Origin of the sequence: Pseudomonas sp. Sample_20, assembly GCF_004307585.1 — a bacterium.
Taxonomy (GTDB): domain Bacteria; phylum Pseudomonadota; class Gammaproteobacteria; order Pseudomonadales; family Pseudomonadaceae; genus Aquipseudomonas; species Aquipseudomonas atacamensis.
The window spans coordinates 24,221-25,316 of sequence record NZ_RCOA01000099.1 but is presented as its reverse complement, the minus strand read 5'-3'; the positions used below and the strand labels follow the sequence as shown (position 1 = coordinate 25,316).

Annotated in this window: 1 protein-coding gene; it reads left to right on the top strand. The window is 60.6% G+C overall.

The features are described 5' to 3' along the window. Positions 1-2: 2 nt before the first annotated feature. Positions 3-899 carry a PA4780 family RIO1-like protein kinase gene (locus tag D8U70_RS20670; protein WP_122707848.1) on the top strand — a complete coding sequence of 299 codons (897 nt, stop codon included), beginning with the start codon at positions 3-5 and terminating at the stop codon, positions 897-899. The last annotated feature ends 197 nt before the right edge of the window (positions 900-1,096 follow it).

Sequence of the window (1,096 nt, the reverse complement as noted above, 5' to 3'; positions counted from 1 at the left end):
TGATGAAGACTCCAAAACGCATTGAACCCCTGATCGAGGACGGTCTGGTCGACGAAGTGCTGCGCCCACTGATGAGTGGCAAAGAGGCAGCTGTTTATGTAGTGCGCTGCGGCAATCAGTTACGTTGCGCCAAGGTCTACAAGGAGGCGAATAAACGCAGTTTCCGCCAGGCGGCCGAGTATCAGGAAGGCCGCAAGGTTCGTAACAGCCGTCAGGCGCGCGCCATGGCGAAGGGGTCCAAGTTCGGTCGCAAAGAGACCGAAGACGCCTGGCAGAACGCCGAAGTGGCGGCGCTGTTCCGTCTGGCCGGCGCCGGTGTGCGAGTGCCCAAACCCTATGACTTCCTCGACGGCGTGCTGTTGATGGAGCTGGTGGCCGACGAATTCGGCGACGCCGCGCCGCGTCTGAACGACGTGGTACTGGAGCCGGATCAGGCGCGCGAGTATCACGCGTTCCTGATTTCGCAGATCGTGCTGATGTTGTGTACCGGTCTGGTGCACGGTGACCTCTCCGAGTTCAACGTGCTGCTGACCCCGACCGGCCCGGTCATCATCGACCTGCCCCAGGCAGTCGACGCTGCGGGCAACAACCACGCGTTCAGCATGCTCGAGCGTGACGTTGGCAACATGGCTTCGTACTTCGGCCGTTTCGCGCCGGAATTGAAGAAGACCAAGTACGCCAAGGAAATGTGGGCGTTGTACGAAGCCGGCACCTTGCACCCGAACAGTGTGCTGACCGGCGAGTTCGACGATCCGGAGGACCAGGCCGATGTCGGCGGGGTGCTGCGCGAAATCGAAGCGGCGCGCCTCGACGAGGAACGCAAGCAGGCCATTCGCGCGGCGGACGACGCGCCGAAAGGCAAACCCGAAGAACCGCCTCCACCGCCGTGGATGCAGTGATCGCGTGATGAAAAACCCGGCTTCGGCCGGGTTTTTTGTTTGAGTCAAAAAGCACCCTCACCCCAGCCCTCTCCCGGAGGGAGAGGGGGCCGACCGAGGTGTCTTGAGCCATACATCGACCTGAAAAAACCGAGTCGATTATGGATTCAAAGAAAAACGTTCAGGTCGGTGTATCTCCCAAATATCCCCCAATCGGT

What these genes read in the sequence shown, in the direction of transcription:
- D8U70_RS20670 (WP_122707848.1), top strand. Translation starts at nt 3, where the DNA reads ATGAAGACTCCAAAACGCATTGAACCCCTGATCGAGGACGGTCTGGTC.